The organism is Acidobacteriota bacterium (assembly GCA_020349885.1).
Classification (GTDB): domain Bacteria; phylum Acidobacteriota.
The window spans coordinates 1,044,376-1,061,583 of the sequence record CP070701.1 but is presented as its reverse complement, the minus strand read 5'-3'; the positions used below and the strand labels follow the sequence as shown (position 1 = coordinate 1,061,583).

The 17,208-nt window shown below is 62.7% G+C and carries 20 protein-coding genes; 8 read left to right on the top strand and 12 right to left on the bottom strand.

Going from position 1 to position 17,208, the window contains the following annotated elements; all coding sequences use genetic code 11:
- A partial coding sequence (locus JSV08_04595; GenBank protein UCF81697.1) for a hypothetical protein occupies nucleotides 1-1,594 on the top strand: 1,594 nt, incomplete at its 5' end.
- A gap of 859 nt (nucleotides 1,595-2,453) precedes the next feature.
- Nucleotides 2,454-4,238, top strand: coding sequence for a hypothetical protein (locus JSV08_04590; GenBank protein ID UCF81696.1), 1,785 nt, complete (start codon nucleotides 2,454-2,456; stop codon nucleotides 4,236-4,238).
- Here JSV08_04590 and JSV08_04585 read toward each other — a convergent pair.
- The gene (locus JSV08_04585; protein UCF81695.1) at nucleotides 4,189-4,917 is read right to left on the bottom strand and encodes a hypothetical protein; all 729 of its coding nucleotides are present in this window, start codon (nucleotides 4,915-4,917) and stop codon (nucleotides 4,189-4,191) included. The two genes, JSV08_04590 and JSV08_04585, sit on opposite strands and share 50 nt — an antisense overlap.
- A gap of 152 nt (nucleotides 4,918-5,069) precedes the next feature.
- Between JSV08_04585 and JSV08_04580 the strand changes: the two genes are divergently transcribed.
- The 3 genes from JSV08_04580 (at nucleotide 5,070) to JSV08_04570 (ending at nucleotide 6,891) form a co-directional block, all read left to right on the top strand.
- On the top strand, nucleotides 5,070-5,555 hold the full coding sequence (locus tag JSV08_04580; protein ID UCF81694.1) for a DivIVA domain-containing protein: 486 nt from the start codon (nucleotides 5,070-5,072) through the stop codon (nucleotides 5,553-5,555).
- Between the two features lie 229 nt (nucleotides 5,556-5,784).
- The gene (locus tag JSV08_04575) at nucleotides 5,785-6,249 is read left to right on the top strand and encodes a 23S rRNA (pseudouridine(1915)-N(3))-methyltransferase RlmH (protein UCF81693.1); all 465 of its coding nucleotides are present in this window, start codon (nucleotides 5,785-5,787) and stop codon (nucleotides 6,247-6,249) included.
- Nucleotides 6,250-6,261: 12 nt separating this feature from the next.
- The gene (locus JSV08_04570; GenBank protein UCF81692.1) at nucleotides 6,262-6,891 is read left to right on the top strand and encodes a TraR/DksA family transcriptional regulator; all 630 of its coding nucleotides are present in this window, start codon (nucleotides 6,262-6,264) and stop codon (nucleotides 6,889-6,891) included.
- Nucleotides 6,892-6,897: 6 nt separating this feature from the next.
- Here the strand turns inward: JSV08_04570 and JSV08_04565 are convergent, their stop codons facing one another.
- The 9 genes from JSV08_04565 to JSV08_04525 form a co-directional block, all read right to left on the bottom strand.
- Nucleotides 6,898-7,035, bottom strand: coding sequence for a hypothetical protein (locus JSV08_04565; protein UCF81691.1), 138 nt, complete (start codon nucleotides 7,033-7,035; stop codon nucleotides 6,898-6,900).
- Between the two features lie 27 nt (nucleotides 7,036-7,062).
- Entirely contained in the window at nucleotides 7,063-7,329 is a 267-nt protein-coding gene (gene grxC, locus JSV08_04560; GenBank protein UCF81690.1) for a glutaredoxin 3, read from the bottom strand.
- A 22-nt stretch (nucleotides 7,330-7,351) separates the two neighbouring features.
- The gene (locus tag JSV08_04555; GenBank protein ID UCF81689.1) at nucleotides 7,352-7,834 is read right to left on the bottom strand and encodes a cytochrome c maturation protein CcmE; all 483 of its coding nucleotides are present in this window, start codon (nucleotides 7,832-7,834) and stop codon (nucleotides 7,352-7,354) included.
- Nucleotides 7,818-9,503 carry an FHA domain-containing protein gene (locus JSV08_04550; GenBank protein ID UCF81688.1) on the bottom strand — a complete coding sequence of 562 codons (1,686 nt, stop codon included), beginning with the start codon at nucleotides 9,501-9,503 and terminating at the stop codon, nucleotides 7,818-7,820. The genes JSV08_04555 and JSV08_04550 overlap by 17 nt, the downstream gene beginning before the upstream one ends.
- Nucleotides 9,500-10,315 (bottom strand): hypothetical protein, encoded by an 816-nt coding sequence (locus JSV08_04545; protein ID UCF81687.1) that lies wholly within the window; start codon nucleotides 10,313-10,315, stop codon nucleotides 9,500-9,502. Before JSV08_04545 ends, JSV08_04550 begins: the two co-directional genes overlap by 4 nt.
- A 24-nt stretch (nucleotides 10,316-10,339) precedes the next feature.
- Entirely contained in the window at nucleotides 10,340-11,365 is a 1,026-nt protein-coding gene (locus tag JSV08_04540) for an NAD(P)-dependent glycerol-3-phosphate dehydrogenase (GenBank protein UCF81833.1), read from the bottom strand.
- A 5-nt stretch (nucleotides 11,366-11,370) separates the two neighbouring features.
- Nucleotides 11,371-11,970, bottom strand: coding sequence for a glycerol-3-phosphate 1-O-acyltransferase PlsY (gene plsY, locus JSV08_04535; GenBank protein UCF81686.1), 600 nt, complete (start codon nucleotides 11,968-11,970; stop codon nucleotides 11,371-11,373).
- Nucleotides 11,971-12,076: 106 nt separating this feature from the next.
- The gene (locus tag JSV08_04530) at nucleotides 12,077-12,334 is read right to left on the bottom strand and encodes a DUF4321 domain-containing protein (GenBank protein ID UCF81685.1); all 258 of its coding nucleotides are present in this window, start codon (nucleotides 12,332-12,334) and stop codon (nucleotides 12,077-12,079) included.
- A gap of 32 nt (nucleotides 12,335-12,366) precedes the next feature.
- Nucleotides 12,367-12,660 carry a DUF3467 domain-containing protein gene (locus JSV08_04525; protein ID UCF81684.1) on the bottom strand — a complete coding sequence of 98 codons (294 nt, stop codon included), beginning with the start codon at nucleotides 12,658-12,660 and terminating at the stop codon, nucleotides 12,367-12,369.
- A gap of 249 nt (nucleotides 12,661-12,909) precedes the next feature.
- Between JSV08_04525 and JSV08_04520 the strand changes: the two genes are divergently transcribed.
- Nucleotides 12,910-14,157, top strand: coding sequence for a redoxin domain-containing protein (locus tag JSV08_04520; GenBank protein ID UCF81683.1), 1,248 nt, complete (start codon nucleotides 12,910-12,912; stop codon nucleotides 14,155-14,157).
- A gap of 4 nt (nucleotides 14,158-14,161) precedes the next feature.
- Complete coding sequence (locus tag JSV08_04515; GenBank protein UCF81682.1) at nucleotides 14,162-14,440, top strand: DUF507 family protein; 279 nt, start codon at nucleotides 14,162-14,164, stop codon at nucleotides 14,438-14,440.
- A gap of 61 nt (nucleotides 14,441-14,501) precedes the next feature.
- Here JSV08_04515 and JSV08_04510 read toward each other — a convergent pair whose 3' ends face one another.
- A complete protein-coding gene (locus JSV08_04510; protein ID UCF81681.1) occupies nucleotides 14,502-15,368 on the bottom strand; it encodes a UTP--glucose-1-phosphate uridylyltransferase in 867 nt (288 codons plus the stop codon).
- Here JSV08_04510 and JSV08_04505 point away from each other — a divergent pair.
- Nucleotides 15,355-15,609 (top strand): hypothetical protein, encoded by a 255-nt coding sequence (locus JSV08_04505; protein UCF81680.1) that lies wholly within the window; start codon nucleotides 15,355-15,357, stop codon nucleotides 15,607-15,609. The two genes, JSV08_04510 and JSV08_04505, sit on opposite strands and share 14 nt — an antisense overlap.
- Here the strand turns inward: JSV08_04505 and JSV08_04500 are convergent.
- Nucleotides 15,575-17,125, bottom strand: a complete 1,551-nt coding sequence (locus JSV08_04500) for an ABC transporter substrate-binding protein (protein UCF81679.1) — start codon at nucleotides 17,123-17,125, stop codon at nucleotides 15,575-15,577. The genes JSV08_04505 and JSV08_04500 overlap by 35 nt on opposite strands.
- Nucleotides 17,126-17,208 lie beyond the last annotated feature (83 nt).

Below are 17,208 nucleotides of genomic sequence, written 5' to 3'. Positions count from 1 at the left end.
GGCGCGCGTGGCTTCGGATGGGACGGTGCTCGACCCCACGGGCATTGCCGTCTCCACGGCGGCCAGCGAGCAGTACAACCCTTCGGTGGCTTCGAACGGGACGGATTATTTCGTCGCGTGGGAGGACCACCGAAGCGGCACAGGATTCTCGGACATCTACGGGGCGCGCGTGGCCTCGGATGGTACGGTGCTCGATGCAGCGGGCATCCTCATCCAACAAAGTCCTTATAACAATGATTATCCCGCCGTCGCCTATTCGTCCTGCGGAAAATATCTCGTGGCCTACGAACGTTTCCACGACGACCCGAACTTTCAATCCCAGCGCGTTATGGCACGCATGTTCTATGACGAAATTAGCGTGGCTTACGACAGCAGTACGTTTACCGACTGCGGAAACGCCGACGGCGCTGTGGACCCAGGTGAGACGATCGACCTCAACGTCACGGTGCAAAATACCGGCGGCGCGGACGCTTTTAACGTAAGCGGAGTGCTTTCCACCACGACGCCGGGTATCACGATACCTATAAATAGCGCTTCCTTCCCCGACATTCCCACAGGGCTGACCGGAGTGTCGCTCACGCCGCTCCAATTCGTCGTCGGCGCCGGCGTGCCGTGTGGAACGCTTATTGATTTCACGCTCGATCTCTCGTACGAAGACAGTTTCGGGGGTTGTTTCTTTGGTTCCACGTCGTCATTTCAGGTGCTGGTGAGCGGTATGGGAACACCCTCTACACTGCTTTCAGAGAACTTCAACTTGGGACTCCCGGGAACGTGGACGGTGGTGGACGGCCCTGTACCCCCCGACGGAAATACCTGGAACGATGCGGATCCGTGCGCACGAGGGCTTTTCCCGGACACGTACATGATCGTGGACAGCGACTGCGCGGGCTCGGTTGCCATGGACGAGGAGCTCATCACACCGCTCATTGACGCCTCGGCAGAGGCCACCGTTACCCTCACCTTTGAACACGATTTCCTAGGCTATGATTTTGATGGCGCAAACGACGATTTTGCCACCGTCTGGGCGAAAAGCGTCAAGACGAGCGGCGCATGGACCTCCTTGATTCAATGGAATGAAACGCAGTCGAACGCGGGAATGATTGTGCTTGACGCGACGGCAAAGTGCGCGGGAGCTGCGGACTGCCAGTTTAAATGGCGTTACGAGGGCTTTTACGACTGGTACTGGGGCGTGGACAACGTGGTGGTGGAGGCGATCTCGCTCGTGTGCAACCCGGCGGTGTGCATCGGCGCACCCTCTGAACCTTCCTCCCCAAGCGCGCTCGATCCTTTAATCATCCCGACCACCGCCGCCGACCAAATCATCGTCGAGGACGTGGAAAACGAGACGGGCTACGTCGTCTACGAGAACGCCATCGGCACGTGGTACGGGACGCCTTCGCAGGGGTGCTTGTGGGGAGCGGACGTCGTGGACTTGGGCGCGACGGTGCAGCTTAACTATCTCCTCGGTGCGGGCGACCGGTGGGTGGTGGTTTCGGCGGCGAATGCGGCGGGAGAGTCGAGCTGCGGCATGGACAGCGCCGGAGCGGAGCGCAACGCCCAACCCGGCTGGCCGCCTTCCGTGACGTGCCCCTAAGAAGGGGCCAGGAATCAGGGACCAGTCAATCTTTCACGTAGTGGTTTGTAGGCGGGCAAGCCCGACGCACGCATACGCACCACCGCGCGTCATCCCGACTCCTTCGGCAAGCTCAGGATAAACTCCGCTAGGGATCGTTTTTTTGCAGCGTGAGAAGACGATTCCTCGACAGGGCTCGGAATGACACGAGAGAGGCGGGATCGGGCAATCCCGACGGTAGTCGGGATAAAAAGCGGCAAATCCCGACTAAAGTCGGGACAAGTTTTACCCCGATGGCGGAGCGTCGGGGCCGGCAACCCAGACTAAGAGTCTGGGCAAGCTCCGGCAAAAGCGGCAAAAGCGGCAAAATGCTTGACAAATCGCGAAAGCGGCATACATGGAGAAGTATGAATAATGCCCAATGTCTAATGTCTAATGACAAATGCAGAATGCGCCGGAGCCATGGTTTATTTGGAAGGACGTAGGACGCTCGCCTTTGCGAAGCCCGTCCTCCGAAGTTCTACGGAGGGTGGACGCTTCGGCGGAGCGAGGCAGACCGCGCCCTACAAGCGCCGAAACCGTGGAGAGAAACACCAGGAAAGGGACACCCCCCACCCCCCTCAATTTACAAAACGAACCTACGAAGTGCGCGAAAACAAAGGATTTTTTAATTTGAGCCTAGGAACGAACCTAAGAATCGGGGCAAGCCCCGACATCGTCGGGACGGAAAAGTTTCGCCCTGCCGGATCGACGTGCGCCGGGGGCGAGGGCAGGGGAGTGGAAGCAAAGAGTCCGGCTAGATTTTCACAGCTTCCCTTGCGCCGCCGAAGGCTGGTCCGTAATTTGACAAATGGAAAATTTCCGTATATGCTATAAACTTATGGCACGCCTGAGGAAGCTCGGCGTCGGCATTCTGCTCGTAGCGGGAGGATGCTGGGGATGGTACCTGAGTGCGGAGACACCCGGGACGGAGGGCATTTTTCAGCCCCTTCCGGCGGAGGAGAATTGCCCTATTTCGGTCGGCGAGGTGCGGGCCTTTCTGGCCCCCTATGTCGCCGCGGCGCAGCAGGGAGGGCTTCCTTCTCCCGGGTGGAGCGGCCAGAGCGGCTTCTTCGAGCTCGCCTTGAGCCGTTTTGCGGGGGAGCTTCCGGGAGAAACGCTGAATGCCCTGCTTTATGCCGCGCAGGCGCACTGGCCGCTTCTTTCCACGGAGGAGAAGGCGCTTCTCCACCCGCTTTTCCATCCGCCGCTTCCCGACGCGCACTACGCGGCGGAGCATTACGAAATGTTCTTTCCGCAGGGGATGGGCGCCGACGTTGCGGAATTTTCACTCGCCCTCGACCGGGGGCTCGAGGCGGTCGAGGCATGGCTTCCCCCGGAGGACGCGCCGGGGGCTCGCCTGGCGTCGGCCAAGGTTCGCATTATTTTTACGTCCTTCCCGCCTGATGCCGCCCGTGTCCTCACGGGCTACACCATTCCCGCGGCGGGCGGGCCCGCCGTGGTCGTGGTGGACACCGAGCTTCCCCGCTGGCTCCTGGTGAGCGAGCTTTTGTACCAGACGCTCTACGCGCGCTTCGAGGCCCGGGCGCCGGAAGCCGGCCCCTGGTTCTACGAGGCCGCGGCGCTTTGGCTTCTCCATAAGGCGGGCCACGAGGATTACGTGGAGCGCCTGGTGCCGCCGACGGTGGAGACGTTTTCCCGGGGCCTGGCTTCCTATTCGCTCTTCCACCCTTCGGACGCCTCGTTTTTGTTCTACCTCGACGAAGGCATGAGGCGCCCCGACCTTGTCGAGGCGGTATTGTGGCTCGTTGCCGAAGGCGAGGCGGTTCTTGAGGTCGTCGAGTATGCTCTCGCGGAGCACGCCGGCCTCACTCTCGATGAAGTGCTTCCGCGCTTCAGCCTCTGGACGCTTCACCGGGGGGGGCGCAGCACGGAGGAAACCTTTCCGGAAGGGTTTCGCTGGCCGGACGTCGCCTTCGCGGAGGAGGAAAAAACTCCTCTTCCCGTCCTGATGACGGAAGGCGGGCGCGACCTCGCGCCGCTGGGCATGCATTTCCTGCGCCTCGACGCGGGCGCCCTGACCCGCGGGGGAATCGAGGCCGCGTTCGAGGCGAGCCGGACCGGCCGGTGGGCGGTGCAGGCTCTTGTTAATGGCGGCGGTCGTCCCGACGAATGGCTCTCGCTCGGCGTCGCGGAGGGAGAGGGGCGCCTGCTCGTTCCCATGCGCGGAGGGCAGGAGGTCCTGTTCGCCGTGGTGCTTCTCGATGCGCCGGAGGGAGGGGTTTTCCCGGCCTACAGCCTTTCCATCGAGCGCCGCCCTCATTACCCCGTGGAGATGGAGGAGGCTACGGTCGTTCACCAAAACCGGTCCGGCGTGGAGGTGGCCTGGAGCACGGCAAGCGAGGAGAACATGTTCGGCTGGCACCTGTGGCTGAGGACCCCTTCGGGGGAGCGCAGGCGCGTCACTTCCTTCATCATACCGAGTCCCGGCACCACGGAGGAGGGGATGCATTACCGCTACGTGAGCCGCCTGCCCCGTAAATGGGGGACGTACGTGTACACGCTCGAAGCCGTTACCCGGAACGGACTGTCCCAGGAATTTCTCGCGGGCTCCGTCAGCGTTTACCCGTCGACGGCTCCTCCGCGGAGGCGCTCTCACCGCTGACGCCGCATAGAAGGAAGATTCCATCCTCCCCCACGAGCAGATCGAGCAGGCGTTTTGCCAGGGCTTCGCTCGGCTTGGCCAGGAGACACTGCCCGCGGGGAACGCGCACCTCGAGGGCGGCTTCTTTCCCCTGAACGTCGCCGTCGTACGTTCCCGTGCCGTAGTGCAGGCGCGGCACGAGGCGCACGCGCGGCCCTTCCGCGCCCGCTGTGATGCTCACCTCGAACGAGGTCGCCAATTGCGCGAACACGGCCGTGGGTTGGATGTAGGCGTGCTCGAGCGCGTAGGCGTGATACCAGTTGCGGCCGCGCACCCGGCGCTCGACGACCACCTGCGCCGGCTCGTCCGCTTGGGCCGGCTCGATTGGAATGAGGCGCCGGTTCCCGGACGGCGTTTCTTCCTCGCCTCCGCTCGGGACGAGTCCCGCGGGAGCGGGCGCCACGCTCCAGCCGTTTTTGGCATCTTGCCAGGAGAGTTTTTCCTCGATGTCTGTGATGTCACTGCTCGCCAGGGCGTAAAGGGACACGGGCTGGCTCTCCTGTGGAAAAATTCGGCCCGGCAAGATGAGGCCGAGCAGTGCCGCGATCGCGCACCATACGGCGCCCCGCCCGAGGGCCCGGAGCAGCCGAAGCAGTGGCCTCGCTGCGCGGCGCTTCGTCACGGCATGCGTTGTTGACATCGTGTTCCCCGTGGGATTCAAGAATACGCTTCTTATGATACCACCCGGCATTCACTTTCGCAAAGAATTTCCGCATCCGGCGGCAATGTGCCGTTTGCGCTTTTCCCCCCACTTGTGTTACGCTGTAGAAAATCCTTGAAAGGAGCGATGCAATGAAAATCACGCCCATTGACATCCGTAAGCATTCTTTCAAAAAGCGTCTGCGCGGTTGCGACCCGAAGGCCGTCGAGTCTTTTCTTTTCCTCGTGGCCGAGGAATTCGAGCGGCTCGTGAACGAGCGCGAGAACCTGAGAGAAAAATGCACGCACCTCGAGTCGCAATTGAGCGGCTTCGACGAGCGCGAGAAAATTCTCAAGCGCACGCTCTACACGGCCCAGAAGGCCTCGGACGACCAGAAGGAGAACGCCCGCAAGGAGGCCGAGCTCATACGCAAGGAGGCGGAGCTTCGCGCCGAGCAGATTGTGGAGGCCGCGCATGCGCGCGCCCTAGAAGTGCAGAAAGACATCCAGGAGCTACAGATGGCGCGCCAGCGGGCCCTCGCGGCCATCGAGGCGACGCTCGAAGAGCACCGCCGGCTGCTCGACGCAAAGCGCGTCAAGGCCAAGCAGGACGGCAAAGTCAAAACGTTCGTAAAATAGGGCGTGCCTTGGAAGCCGCGTTGCCCGTGGCCAGCCTTGACTGAGGCGGTGTGTGGAATCGGCTGCAGAGAGCTTGCTGGCCAGGAAGCAACGCTTTCCGGAAAGCTTAAAAACCCCTTCTTTGCACTACTTAGCTTCCGCTTTGCAGAATCTCCTTTAATATAACAGGTAAGCCCCGGCGTATCGGGGAAAATTTTACAGGAACTCGTTGGGAGTATACTAAATCCCCATGCGGATTCGCTTTGCCTGGGTCGGGCATACGCGCAACAAGCATCTGCGCGCTTTGCAGGAGGAATACCTGCGCCGCCTGCGTCGCTTCGTGCGCGTCGAGGTGAATGAGGTACGTTCCGCGTCGGGCCGCCGGAGCGCCGCCGAGACGCGGCGCAAGGAGGGCAAGGAATTGCTTGCAACGCTCGGGCAAAAAGAGTATGGTGTTGTGCTCGATTCGAAAGGACGTGCGATGACAACCCAAGATTTGACACGGTGGTTTCGCAAACGCCGCGACGGCGGCGTGGATGCGGTGTGCTTCCTCGTGGGCGGAGAAGAGGGCCTTGCGGACGAGGTTCTGGGGCGCGCTTCCCTGCGGCTGTCGCTTGGCCCGATGACGCTCCCGCACGAGCTCGCGCGCGTGGTCTTGGTTGAGCAGGTGTACCGTGCCTTCACGCTCCTCGCAGGGCATCCCTATTCGCGGTAAGGCGGAATCGTTATGAAGAAGAAGGTAAAAGCCAAGAAGAAGAAAACGGCGCCCAAGGCGGGTGCCGGGAAGAAGACCCAGGCAAGGACGAAAACCAAGAACAAGAAGAAAACCCCGGCCAAGGCCGCGAAGTCTCGCCCCAAGCGCTTGTCGAAGCCGAAACCTCTCCGCAGCTCGAGCAGGAGGACCTCGGCGGCGGGGAGGAAAAAACCGCTCGTTGCGGCGACCTCGCCCCGCCGACGCGCTCCGAAAAGGCGAGAGCATGCCGCAGCCGGACAGGTGCCCGAGAAGCTAGATCGAAAGATGCGCAAGGACCTGCGGAACGTTCTTGAGGCGAAGCGCCGGGAGATTGTGGAAGCCTACCAGCACGCCAAGCAGTCGTCATTTGAGGAGGACGAAATCTACGGCACTCATGACATCGGCGACATGGCCGCAAGCTCCTATGCGCGCGAATTTTTTCTAACGCTCAGCGGCTCGGAGCGCGCGCTGCTGCTTCAGATTGAAGCGGCTATTCAGCGCATGGACAAGCACAAGTACGGCGTGTGTGAAATCTGTAGAAAACGCATCGACCCTGCGCGCCTCCTGGCCATTCCCTGGGCCACCCATTGTGTGCCATGCCAGGTGGAGGCCGAGGGGAATTGAGAGAGCCTATCGCCCGCTTCGATACATCAGCCGCTTGAGGCGCCGAAAAAGAAGCAGAAGCCCAACGTCAGGAATCCCCGAAAGGCCTCGCACGGCGAAGTTGAGCACTCGCCGGATCGTCCACCTGCGCAACCGTTTCACCATAGCGGCAATCTTCTAAATGCGTTCCGGCTAGGCCTCGCCCTGGAGCATCGCGTCGAGCTTCCCCTCGCGATCGAGCGCATGTAGCTCGTCGCTTCCGCCGACGAAGGTGTCGCCGATGAAAACCAAGGGAGCCGTGAGACAGCCTGTCTTCTCGACCATCTCTTGGCGTAGCTCGGCGTCCTCGCTCAGGTCCACCTCACGGAACGCGGCGTCCTTCGACTCAAGCAGCCGCTTCGCCCGCAGACAATGCGGGCAAGACGGTGTGGTGTATACGGTGACTTCAGGCGGGGGCATGTTTAATGCCGGATGACAGATGTCATTTTTTTGGAATTTCTTCCGGATGCTCCGCCTCTTCTCCGAGCTCCGCCTCGTAGCGTGACGGGCACTTGGCAAGAAGGACATCGCCTTGAAAGGCGTCGCCGTGCTGGGTGCCTTCGACCGCGACCTCGCTTCCTTCCTTGAACGTGTCGGGGATGGCGCCGCGGTAGGACACCGGGATGCCCGCGGGAAACTCTTCGGATGGACCGATGGCGAAGCGCACCGAAAGGCCGTCCGCCGAGCGCTCAATGCTGCCGGCGGTGACGTAGCCCGTAAGACGGATGCGGTGTGTGGGCTTTCCGGCTTCGGTGAATTCCGGCACCGTCATGTAGGGGACCACGCTTTTGCCGAGACCTACGGTAATCAGGTAGCCGAGCGAGAGCGCTATGGCGCCGAAGGCGATGACGAATTTCCAGAGACGTCTTCTTGAGCGGGGAACGCCTGGCTCGACCGCGGCGGATGGTTCATGGTTCTGTGGCATGGGTTTCGTCCTCGTTCAGAATTAAACGCTTGAGTCGGTAAATCGGGATAGGTTTTTCGACGCCGGCGAACGTTTTTTTGCCTTCTTCCTTGGCTTCCACGCGACCGCGAACGGCCTCGTAGGTGGCCGGGCCTGCCCAGATGACGTTGGGGGGAGACTTCGCCTGGATGCGGGCGGCAAGGTTCACGGTATTTCCAAGAACCGTGTATTCCATGCGCTTCGGGGAGCCGATGTCACCCGCCACCACGGGGCCCGAGTTGAGGCCGATGTGGAACGCAAGCTGCGCGTCCTTGGGCCGCTTCTTGTTGAGCTCCCGGATGGCAGTGAGCATGTCGAAGGCGGCTTTGGCTGCCTGCAGGGCGTGGTCTTCCTGATCCATCGGCGCACCGAAGACGGCCATGACGGCGTCACCGAGGTACTTGTCCAGCGTGCCCTGGTGGCGAAAGATGGCGTCCGTGAAGCGGGCGAAAACTTCGTTGAGCATCAGGGCGATTTCCGTGGGCGAGAGCTTCGCGCTGAGCGGCGTGAAGCCTACCAGGTCGGCGAAGAGCACGGTGACGTTTTTCTCCGCGGCTTGCATCGTGAAGCCGCTCGTGTCGTCGCGCGCCGCCATGATGCGCTCCGCGACCTGCGGCGAATGGTAGCGCTGGAGGCGGCTTTTCAGCTCCCGCTCGTGTTCGAGGTGCTCGTTGAGGCGTGCCCGCTCGATGGCCACGGCCGCGTAGTTTCCGAGCGCCGTGAGCAAATCCAGGTCTCGCTCGACGTAGACGGTCTCCTTGAGCGGCGAGTCGACCTGAATGAGGCCGATGACGTTCTCCTTGTTCCAAAGCGGCACGCACATGGCCGACTGGATTCCCATGATGCGAATCGAGTCGCCGTCTCGGAAGCGCGGGTCGGCCTGCACGTCGCTCGAGAGGATGGCGACTTTCTCTTCGAGCACCCGCTGCGCGATGGTGCGACTCATGCGAATCTCGCTCGGCTCGTCCGCGCCTGTTTCTTCCCCGCCGTTTCCGCTGTCGACGCGGACCACGGTGGGAACGAGCTCGTCCTCGTCGCCCTCCCGGAGCATCAGGAAGGCGCGCGAGGCTTTGATGTGCTTGAGCACCAGGTCCATGACCTTGTTCAGGGTGTCCTTGAGGGGTTCGACGGCGATAAGGGCTCGCGCGACCTGCGTGAGCACCATGAGGATGCGGTTCTCGGATTCCAAAAGCGCCGCTTCTGAAGCCGGTGCTTTCTCGCCCGCAAGGAATTTTTCCATCTCCTCGACCGAGCGCACGATAGTGCCCTCACCCTCCCACTTGCTGTTGTCAAGGATGACGCGGCTCTGCGTAGCGCTCTTCTCCTCGGCTTCGTCGGTAGGCTCGGGTTGCAAGTCGACAATCTCGACGCCGAGGGGAACCTGCCCGACGGCCAGTTCGTCGCCGTGGCGTAAGGCGGCGTGCTCGACGGGCGTCCCGTTCAGGCGGATGCCGTTCTTGCTGTCGAGATCCTGGACGGCAAAGAGATTGCGCTCGCGCAAAATCTGTGCGTGTCGGCGCGATACCGTTGTATCGGCGATGACCAGGTCGCACGAGGGGTCGCGCCCCATAACGAAGATATCCTGGGAAACGTCCACCGAGACCGGCCCTCCGGCGGTATGGTAACGGAGACGTAAAACGGTTGTGCTCATGCGTCGCGTCGAAAGAGCTGGAACAAGGAGGAGCGGGGCCGCGACTCTTCCGGAGAGGCCTCGTCCACGTCGAGAGGGGGCACCTCGATGGCCTCGCCAGAGAGGACGGCGGCGGGATTTCGCCGGTAAAGGTCTTCGAAGAGTTTCTCTTCGACTTCGTCGCGCAGCACCTCGAACGCCTCGCGAAGGAGCGGCTTGCGCTGCTCGGCGTTGTGCGCGTCGGAGGCCAGGAAGTGCACGGCGTGTCGGCGAATCCACCGAAGCGAGAGCTCGCGCGTTTCCCGGTCCTTGCGGTCCACGAGCCCCATGGCCGTGACCTGCGCGAGCGCACCGTGCTGAACCAGAAGGGGCAACATGTCGGGCGCTTTGCGAAGCATGAAGTTTCGCTCGGGATGGGCCACAATGGGAGTAATGCCTTTGAGCGTCACGCGAAAAATCATCTCCTTGAGAGCGTTGAGCGAAATTTCCTGGTTTGGAAGCTCAAGCAGAAGGTAGCTACCCGCGTCACCGTACGTCGCCGCCTCCCCCGATTCGACAAACGTGTCCATGCGCGGGTGCGCTTGAATTTCGTTTCCGGGAAAAATTTCTAACGACAGATTTTCCTTCACTAGGCGCACCCGAAGTTCTTCGACGAGCCGGATGACCTCGTCGCGGGACGCCCGCATAGCGGGGTTGCTTTCCTGGAAGTGGGGCGTGGCCACGATGGTGCGGATGCCGTCCTCGTGGGCTATGCGGCACATGGCAAGGGTCTCATCCCATGTGCGGGCGCCGTCGTCCACCCCGGGCAGCAAGTGGTTGTGGAGGTCGATCATGAGAACACGTTTCTTGAAAGCACGTTACGGAATCCGCAAGCCTTCTTCCTTCGGCTCGCGCGCAAGCAACGTCTCGAGCGCATCCTGCGCGGTCACCCCTTCGTAGAGAACCCGAAAGACTTCCTTCGTAATGGGCATTTCGATTCCGTGCTGCTCGGCCAATTGGTGGGCGGCTTTTGCCGTTTGGACGCCCTCGGCCACCATGCGCATGGAGGCGAGGATTTCCTTGAGGGATTCGCCACGTCCCAGGCGCTCGCCCACTTGGCGGTTGCGGCTCAAGGGGCCGGTGCACGTCAGAAAAAGATCTCCCATACCCGCTGCTCCCATCAGGGTTTCCATGCGCGCGCCCCGCGCCACGGCCAGCCGCGTGATTTCCACGAGGCCCCGCGTGACAAGCGCCGCCTGTGTATTATAGCCCAGCCCCAGACCTTGGACAATGCCCGTAGCGAGTGCGATGACGTTTTTGAGCGCGCCTCCCAGCTCCACACCGACTATGTCCGTCGTTGAGTAGATGCGAAAGGTGCGCGAGGACAGAGCCGTTCGAAGCCCGGAGGCGAGCGCTTCGTTCTCCGAGGCCACGGCGACCACCGTGGGCTCGTTGCTTGCCACTTCGGCCGCAAAGCTCGGCCCCGAAAGTGTTGCGAAGCGGCTGCGAATCTCCTCGCCCAGCACCTCGTACGCCACCTCGCTCATGCGCAGGAGGGTGTCCGACTCGATGCCCTTCGCGGCGTTCAAAAGTGTGCAGGCGTCGTCCAGGTGAGGTTTCACGTCGCGGAGAATCCCGCGCATGACGTGCGAAGGGGCGGCGAGAATGAGTATCTTGGGCCCGGAAACCGCATCCGCCAGAACGGAGGTAAACCGCACATCTTCGGGCAGGGTAAAGCCGGGCAGATAATTTTGGTTTTCGCGCGTCCGCTTTAGCGCCTCGCACAGATCCGCCTCCCACATCCAGACCTGTACGTCGAACCCGAGGCGCGCCGTGTGGAGTGCAAGGGCCGTGCCCCAGCCTCCGGCTCCGATAATGCCGAGCTTTCTCCTCTGGACGTCCATTCGATTCACGGCGCGCGTCCCACCGTGATTTTCGTTTCGCCGCCCTGGAAGAGGCGGCGAATGTTCTCGTGGTGGCGCATAAAGATCAAGACGCAGGCGAAAAGGGCGACGTGGAGCACCGAGGGAGAGGAGGCCGGCCTCCAGATATACGTGGCCGCCACAAGCGCGCAGGCAGCGCTCAGAGAACCTACGGAGACGTAGCGCGTGAGCGCTACGGCCAGTGCGAACACGGCTAGGGCCACGGCAAGGGCGGCGGGATGAAGCAGCGCAAACGCCCCGGCACCCGTGGCGACGCTTTTTCCACCCCGGAAACCCAGGAACACGGGGTAGGCGTGCCCCAGCATGGCCGCCGCTGCAGCAAGCGCGGGCCAGGGAGAATCCCCCATGAGGCGCTGCGCCAGGTAGACGGCCGCTGCACCCTTGCCTCCGTCGACGACGAAGGTCAGGATGCCCAGCGCCTTGCCTTGGGTGCGGAGGACGTTCGTTGCGCCGATGTTGCCGCTTCCCTCCATTCGGACATCGCCGCCTTTACTAAGGCGCACGAAGAGGTAGCCGAAGGGGATGGCTCCCAAAAGATAGGCCGCCGCCAGAATCAAGACTCCCATAGGGTCGTCAAGGGTCGATAGTCGACGGTCGATAATCCTGCCAATGGGCGGGATAGTCTATTGTGACCATTGATCGTTGATCATTGACCGTCGGCTGTTGACTCTTCTATCTGTATTTCCAGTGCAGCACCGCGGCGGCCACGAGGCCGAGCATGGAGAAAATCGTCAGTCGAAACGTCACTCCGACCGTCAGAGAGAAGACTCTCAGATCGAGCGTCGCCGGGGAGGTGCCGATGGAAAAGCCGCGCGTGAGCAGATCCTTGAGCGTTCCGTCAGGCAGGAAAAGAGAAAGAATCTCGCCCACGAGGCCGCCGAGAAGCGCCGCCAGGAGTAGCACCAGGACAAGGCCAAGGATTTTTTTCATTGCGAGCGATTCCTATGGACGCCGTTTCGCCCTTAGAATCCTACCTTCTTCTGCAGCTCCTCGCCCGCCTTGATTTCGCCGTGCTGCTTTTCGTACTGGGCAACGACATTTTTAAGAACCTCCAGGAGGCGTTTCGTGTGTGCGGGCGATGTGATGATGCGCGAGGCGACGCGCGCGGCCGCCTTTCCGGGCATAAGGCGGCCGAAATCGATGACGAATTCCGCCGGGCTGAAGACGATGTTTGCCCAGTTGGCGTATTCGCCGTCTGCAATCTTGTCGTCAATCTGCACCTGAATCTGCTGCGGTTTCTTCTGTGGCTCGGCCATAGTGGTGTGGCTCCTTTCTTTGGAAGAGTGTAGCATGAAATCCCGTCCTGCGAAAGCGCGCGAGTTGGCGTCCTTCCAGAGAACCCCTTGAGCATGTCATGGAGTCGCCCGTGGCACAACGGCGATTTCTTGCGTGCAAAGCACCCGGGTTTCAGGAAGGCCGGCCGTATTGGAGGAATAGTTGCGTCGAGAATCACGTTATGTCATTATGGAAGCGCAACTTTTACCACAAAAGGGTTCTGTCTTTTAATGAAACGCGCACTTTTCATCGCAGCTCTGGTTGTCCTGGTGGTGTCGTTCGCCGCGCTGTTCTATCTTCAGAAGGATTTCCCCGCTCGAAACCGCGAGGGGCAGGCCCTGGCCGCGCTGGAGGTGATTTTGAGCATCGAGGGGAATGATCCCGAACTTCTTCGACGCCTTGACGCGTTCGTGGAAGAATACGGGGACCTTGATGAGTCGGTTGCCGCGGGCGCGCACTACTATCGTTTTTCTACGTACGCGGAGATGGACTCGCCCGATGAGGCGCGTCTTCTGCGCTACGCCGAGGCACTCGACCGCGCCTCGGCGGAACACGAGTGGCGGGCACACTTTCTTAACATGGTCGCGTTCGATCTGGCCGACGCCGGCGTGCACCTTGACCGCGCCGAGGCGTGGGCCCGCGAAGCCCTCGAGCTGGCCCGCGGGGAAGAGGAGAACGAGGCGGAAATCGCAGACACCAAAGACACGCTCGGCTGGGTGCTCTACCTGGCGGGGCGGCCCGAGGATGCGATGCCGCTTTTCGAGGAAGCCGTCGAGGCTATGCCCGATGACTCGGATGTGCTCCGGCGCGCCGGTCTCTGCGCCGAGAGCCTTGAGCGAGGCGAGGACGCCGTCGAGTACTACATCCGCTCGCTCGCCGTTTTTGGAAACGAGGACGACTCGCTCTACGAAGAGCATTTGCGGCCTCTCTACGTTTCTCTTTATGGGAGCGAGAGGGGCTTGGCGGCGCGGTTGGAGTCCGCCCGTGAGGCGGCGCGCCGTCGCGCCATTTTTGAAACCCCCCGCGTTGATGGCGCGCCGCAGGCGCCCGACTGGACGCTTCCGGGCTTCGAGGGCGAAGGCGCCTTGGCCGCGTTCGCCGGCAAGGCCGTGGTGCTCAAAATCTGGGGCTACTGGTGCGTGGCATGCCGTGAGGAGTTTCCTCACATTCAGCGCGTGTACGAGAAATTCATGGAGGACGGCATGAACGCGGCCGTGTTGAGCGTTAATTGGGAGCAGGGAAAGACGCTCGGGGAATCCCGCGAGATCGTGCGCCGGTTCTTCGACGAAAAGGGCATTTCCGTGCCGACGTTCTTTGACGTCGAGGGCGAGGTCGTCGAGGCCTACGGGATTCACGGCTTTCCCACGACGCTGGTCCTTGACGGGGAGGGCGTCATCCGCTACCGCAACGAGGGCTTTCACCCCCGCATCGAGGAGATTCTGGAGGCCCAGGTGGAGGACCTGCTTTCGCAGGCATAACCCCATGCGCGCCACGGTCGAGCAGATGGAACTTGTGGCATCCGAGGTCGTCGAGCGCCTGCTCGCGGCCGGGTGTCTCTCGAAGGCGCATGCCGAGGAGGCGTATACGCTCGTGCGCAGGGTGCTTGAGAGCGAGAAGGCCCTCGACGACGCCCTCGACCAGGAGGCGCGCGACCTCATGAGGCAGCATTCCGCGGGAGTGTGGCAGGACGGCATGGACTCGCAGGCGCTTCACAGGAAGATTAAACGAAAGCTCGCCGAGGAGAAGGGAGTGGTCGTGTGAAGGGGTATGCCGGAGCGCGGGCCATGGTTGAGAAGGTGCGGCAAGTGCGGAAGGCGCCGCGTCACAGGGGGGCCCTGAAGAGGGAGGCGAACTCGGGGCGCTTCAGGGCGTAGGCGAGGTTGGCCCGCAGGTAGCCCACGGGGTTGCCCGTGTCGTAGCGCCTGCCCTGGAAGAGGTAGCCGAAAACCTTCTCCTCCTTGAGAAGCTCGCGGAGGGCGTCGGTGAGCTGGATCTCGCCCAAGGCGCCGCGCTTCGAGCTGCTGAGCTTCTGGAAAATCCTTCGCGAGAGGATGTAGCGTCCGACGATGGCGTAGCGGGAGGGCGCCGCGTCCTCGTCGGGCTTTTCGACCAGGTCGTCCAGCTGGAGCACTCTGTCCCCCACGCGCCGCCCCGAGACGATGCCGTAGCGGGAGACCTCCGACTCGGGCACCTCGATGAGCGCGACCAGGGAGGCGCGGAGGCTGCGGTGGAGCGCGAGCATCTGCTTGAGGCACGGCGTGGGCGAGTCTATTAAATCATCGGGAAGGACCACGGCGAAGAACGGGTCGCGTCCCACCTGGCGCCGGGCGCAGGCCACGGCGTGGCCCAGGCCCAGCGCCTCCTTCTGGACGGTGGTGCGGACCTGCATCTTTCCCGCGAGGCGGTAGGTGGCGTCGAGGAGGTAGCTCCGCTTGGCCCGGCGCAGGAAGGCGTCAAGGGAGCGGTCGCGCCGGAAATAATCCGCGAGCGCCGTCTTCCTGGGCGCGCAGACGAGTATCATCTCGCGGAGGCCCGACTGGACGCACTCGTCGGCGACGTAGTGGATGAGGGGGCGGTCGACGATGGGAAGGAGCTCCTTCGGCACGCCTTTCGAGGCGGGGAGCATCCGCGTGCCCACGCCCGCCACGGGCACCACGACCTTACGCACCCTACTTGTGGAAGCTCTCACGGCCGAAGCCTTTTTCCGCGCCCTCCTTGCGGAAGCTCTCGCGGCCGGGGCCTTTTTCCGCGCCCTCCTTGCGGAAGCTCTCACGGCCGGGGCCTTTTTCCGCGCCCTTCTTGCGGAGGCTCTCGCGGCCGGGGCCTTTTTCCGCGCCCTCCTTGCGGAAGCTCTCGCGGCCGGGGCCTTTTTCCGCGCCCTCCTTGCGGCGGCGCTCACGGCCGGAGCCTTACCCCGGCGAGCGGCGTGAACTCGCCCGCCGGCCATAGCTCCAGGCCCTCGACCCGGTGCGACGCCACCGCGACGTTCGTGGAGTACCAGAGCGGGACGTAGGGCAGTTCGGCGGCGACGATTTTCTGCACCTCCTCATAATAAGTTTTTCGTATTCTATTGTCAAGTGCCGAGCGCGCCGCGTCGAGAAGCTCGTCCACGCGGGCGTTCCGGTAGCGGCCGCGGTTCGCGCCGCGGGGGGGCACGCTGGAGCCGTGGAAGATGTAGTGCAGGAGGTCGGGGTCGTTCATCCCGACCCAGGTGAGGGAATAGAGCTGGAAGTTGCCCCGCCGGATGTCCTCGTAGAACGTCGCGAACTCATAGCTCCGGATGTCGAGGGCGATCCCGACGGCGCGCAGGAACTCCTGGAGAAGGACCGCCTTCCTCCGGGCGAGGCTTTCCGTCGAGGTCTTGTAGAGGAGCCGGAAGCGCACCCCGTCCGCGCCGGGCCGAAAGCCCGCCTCGTCGAGGAGGGCCTTTGCACGCTCCGGGTCGTAGGGGTGGCGGGGCACGTCGTCGGCGTGTGCCCAGAGGTGGGGCGGGAGGACGCTGTCGGCCTCGCGGCCCAGGCCCTCGAGAAGCCCCTCAATCATCCGCTCGCGGTCGACGGCGTGCGCTATGGCCCGCCGCACCTCGGGCCGCGAGAGTTGCGGGTCCTCGAGGTTGAAGCCGAGGTAGGTAAAGTTTCCGCCCGGGGCCCTGACGACGCGGAGCGACGGGTCGCTCTCGAGGCGCTCAAGCGCCGTGGGCAGTATGTTGTTCACCGCGAGGTGCGCCGAGCCCTTCTGGAGCGCCATCTCCCGCGCCGTGGCGTCGGGGACGACCCGGAGCTCGATTTCCCGCACCGAGGGGGGCGCGGGGTGCGCCGCGTGGGCGCGGAGCAGAAGGTGGGAGTCCCTGACCGCCTCGGCCAGGGCGAACGGCCCTGTTCCTACCGGGCGCTCCGCCGTGTGCGCCCCGTCCGAGGGCACGACGCCGAGCGCCGCCGCGTTCAGAAAAGACGCGAAGGGTTTCCTCAACCGGAAGCGCACGGTGTGCGCGTCGAGCGCTTCCACCGCCTCGATCGCCTCGTAAGGCTCCTTCTTGGCGGAGATAAAATCCTCCTTCAGAAATTGCTCGTACGTGAACGCGATGTCCTCCGAGCTGAAAGTCTTGCCGTGGTGGAACGCGGCGTCACGCCGCAGGTGGAACGTGTACGTCGTGCCCGACTCGTCCACCTCCCAGCGCTCGGCGAGGAGGGGCAAAATTTCTCCCTTGGGGCCCACGCGGGTGAGCCCCTCGAAGGCGAGGTGGAAGAACCGCGCCGACGCCTGGTCGGTTCCTATGCGGGGGTCGAGGTTTGCGGGGTAGGACTCGACGAGGACCACGAGGCGGTCAGGGGGAATTTTTTCCTCAACACACGCGCCCGCGGCCATCATGAGGCCGAGGGAAGCGGCCGCCAGGGCCGCGCGGCGGATGAAAAATGACCATATGACCGAATGACCGAATGACCACATATGTTCTATCGTCCTACGTCCTTATATGACATACTACATACTCTATACTCGATACTCCATACTCAATAATTCCTTTATCCACG